The 2906-nt window shown below is 74.7% G+C and carries 2 protein-coding genes and 1 pseudogene; 1 reads left to right on the top strand and 2 read right to left on the bottom strand.

Going from position 1 to position 2906, the window contains the following annotated elements; genetic code table 11:
- Window positions 1-272: 272 nt before the first annotated feature.
- On the bottom strand, window positions 273-1505 hold the full coding sequence (locus BG452_RS32080) for an LCP family protein (RefSeq protein WP_188307865.1): 1233 nt from the start codon (window positions 1503-1505) through the stop codon (window positions 273-275).
- Between the two features lie 35 nt (window positions 1506-1540).
- Window positions 1541-2332, bottom strand: a complete 792-nt coding sequence (locus BG452_RS32075; RefSeq protein ID WP_188307864.1) for a TIGR03089 family protein — start codon at window positions 2330-2332, stop codon at window positions 1541-1543.
- A gap of 209 nt (window positions 2333-2541) precedes the next feature.
- Here BG452_RS32075 and BG452_RS32070 point away from each other — a divergent pair.
- Window positions 2542-2906 (top strand): annotated as a pseudogene (locus BG452_RS32070) (N-acetylmuramoyl-L-alanine amidase); the annotation flags it as partial.

Raw genomic sequence — 2906 nt, 5'->3', positions numbered from 1 at the left:
CCGCCACGCTGCTGCCGGGGGATCCTGCCGGCCGGGTCAGCCCGGTACTGACCGGTTTCCGGCTGCTCCTCGTACACGGGGAATCCCCACCTCCGACCGGTCACGGCTGCGGCCCGCCCGTACTGGCGGCCCGATCCGGACACACTAGACGAGCCGAACGGCGTAATCGATCCGGGTGTGATCTCCGTCATGCGAGAGCAATGCGCCGGTAAAGCGGTGGCCCCGGGCGGCATTTCCCGGAAGGGCGCCGCCGACCTGCGGCGCGGCCCCGGTCAGTGCTGCGCGCAGGCGTCCACGTCGGCGGTGCGTCCCTCGAAGGTGGGCGAGGCGCTCGCCGAGGGTGACGCGGCCGTGCCGTCCGAGCCGGTGCCGGAGACGGCCCCCGGGCTCGCCCCGGCGTCCGGTGCGGGCGTCGAGCCGGGCGGCCGGACGGCGACCGGCCGGTCGTTCCGCAGCGCGTCGAACAGCTGGGCGGTCTGCGGCTGGACGAACTCGTCCCGGTCCGAGTCGTAGCGGTACGGGCGGCGCGGCGCGGTCAGGAACACCACGTCCGGCGACGGGATGCCGCGCAGGTCCTGGGTGAGGTCGTACAGCGCGCCGAGCGAGGACAGGCCGCCGTCCGCCTTCACCGAGGAGGTGGCCGCGTCCAGCACCGGCCACAGCTTGCCCGGGTTCAGCAGCACCCCCTGCGACTGCACCTTGCGGATCAGCGAGGCCAGGAACTGCTGCTGACGGCCCATCCGCTGGGTGTCGGAGCCGTCGCCCAGGCTCTCCCGGGCCCGGACGTAGCCGAGCGCCTGCTCGCCGTGCAGCACCTGACGGCCGGCCGGGAGGTCCAGCCTGGCGTCCTTGTCGTGGATCGGCTGGGGCACGCACACCTCGACCCCGCCGATCGCGTCGACCATGGTCTTGAAGCCGCTGAAGTCGAGGATCACGTAGTGGTCGATCCGGATGCCGGTCAGCTGCTCGACGGCACGGATCGAACAGGCCGGACCGCCCAGCTCGAACGCCCAGTTGAACTGCATCGTCCCCGGCTTGCTGCGGCTGCCGTCCGGCTTCTCGCAGGAGGGCACGGTGACCATGACGTCGCGCGGGACGGAGACCGCGGTCACGTGCTTCCGGTCGGCGGCCAGGTGCACCAGGATCGTGGTGTCCGAGCGCTGGGTGCCGGCGGCGCCGCCGTACGAGGAGTTGGCACCGGAACGGTCGTCACTGCCGATCAGCAGGATGTTCTCGGCGCCCTTGGCCCCGGCCGTACGGCTCGGGCGTTCGCCCTCCAGCTTGGCCAGCAGCTGGTCGGTGGCCGCGTCGGTCCTGATGTTGCCGTCCAGCTTGCGGTACGCGATCCAGAGCAGCGCGCCGGTCGCGACCAGCAGGAACGCGACGGCGCCGGCGGTGATCATCAGCCACCGCCGGCGCCTGCGCGGGCGTCCGGGTGCGCTCGGGGGAGCGTGCTTCGGGGGAGTCTCGTCGGTCGGGGGGTGCTCGGTGTCGTCCTCGGCCATGGCGGGGATCCCTACCCGCCGGGACGCCGCCGGGGTCAGGCCAGGCGCACAGTCACCCGTTCGGACTCGGCCCGCTTCTCCCACTGCTTGTCGTCCAGCCCCTGGGAGTTGCGGCACAGCACCACCGAGGCGCCGGCCGCCAGCGGGGCCAGCAGGCCGGCCTCCAGGCCCGCCCAGTCGTCGAAGGAGCGGGTGGACATCACCCGGTCCCCGGGCTGGAGGCCGAGGCGCACCGCGCCCTCCCGGGCCAGCGCGACGGTCTGCTCACCGGTCAGCTTCAGCGGCAGCCCGTCCACCGAGGTCTCCAGGGCCGGGCCGTCCGGGGCGACGGGGGAGTACGGGGCGAAGCGGTCGCCCTGGCCGGGCACCTCGGCGGCGTAGTCGAGGAAGCCGTCCGGGCGGTGCGGAAAGCGGCCGCCGAGCGGGCGCAGGGCGAGCGCCACCCGCTCGCCCTCGCACGCCTGGGCGGCCTCCAGGCCGTCCGGGCCGCTCACCACCAGGTCGGCGGCGGCCGGCTCGCCGGCCGGCACCGCCGTCACGCCGACCGACCAGCAGGCCAGCAGCCAGACGGCGCTCTGCCAGTGGGCGGGCAGCAGCAGCGCGGCGCGGTCGTCCGGGCCGGCGTTCAGTTCGTCCTGGAGGAGGTTGGCGGTCTTGGCGACCCAGTTGTCGAAGGTCCGGGCGGAGAGCTCCACCCGTTCACCGGTGGCGTCGTCGTAGAAAGTGACCAGCGGGGCCGCGGGATCAACCGAAGGGGTGCCGCCGCGCAGGTATGCGTGCAGCAGCTCGACGGGGGTGCGGGCATCGGCAGCGAATGGCGCAGTCATGGTGCGCCCCAGCCTACGGCCTTCGGGTGGCAGGCCGGGAGGGGTGGCCGAGCGGGCGCGAGGCGGCGTGGCGGGCGGTCCGGTTTGCGGCGACGATCCCCTGTATGCGCCTTTCCAACCAGGCTGCGCGCCTATCCGACAAAGCCGTGCGCCTTTCCGACCAGGCCGTGCGCCTCCCCCTCAGAGCCGTGCGCCTCCCCCTCAGAGCCGTGCGCCTCCCGTTCCCGGCCGCGCTGCTCGCGGGCTGCACCGCCATCCTGCTGCTCCAGCCCGCCCCGGCCGCCGCCGCCATGCCCCTCGCCTCCGCCACGCCCCTCGCCCCCGCCGAACACCGGGACTTCCCCGGCGGCGGGACGACCGTCTCGCTCCCGCTGCCCGCCGGCACCGGGCTCGCGCCGAGCACCACCCGGCCGTTCGAACTCCTCGGCGTCGGCTGGGACGGACCGGTCGGCGCGTTGGCCGGCGGGACCGTCCGGGTCCGCACCCGGGACGCGGCCACCGGCCGCTGGGGCGACTGGCACGCCCTGGAGGCCGACACCGAGGACGGCCCGGACCGCGCCCCGCACGGTGCCAC

The sequence above is a fragment of the Streptomyces sp. CBMA123 genome (genome assembly GCF_014596465.1).
In the GTDB taxonomy this organism is placed as follows: Bacteria; Actinomycetota; Actinomycetes; order Streptomycetales; family Streptomycetaceae; genus Kitasatospora.
The sequence above is the reverse complement of the archived record's forward strand: the minus strand, read 5'-3'. Positions and strand labels throughout refer to the sequence as shown.

What these genes read in the sequence shown, in the direction of transcription:
- BG452_RS32080 (WP_188307865.1), bottom strand. Translation starts at nt 1,505, where the DNA reads ATGGCCGAGGACGACACCGAGCACCCCCCGACCGACGAGACTCCCCCG.
- BG452_RS32075 (WP_188307864.1), bottom strand. Translation starts at nt 2,332, where the DNA reads ATGACTGCGCCATTCGCTGCCGATGCCCGCACCCCCGTCGAGCTGCTG.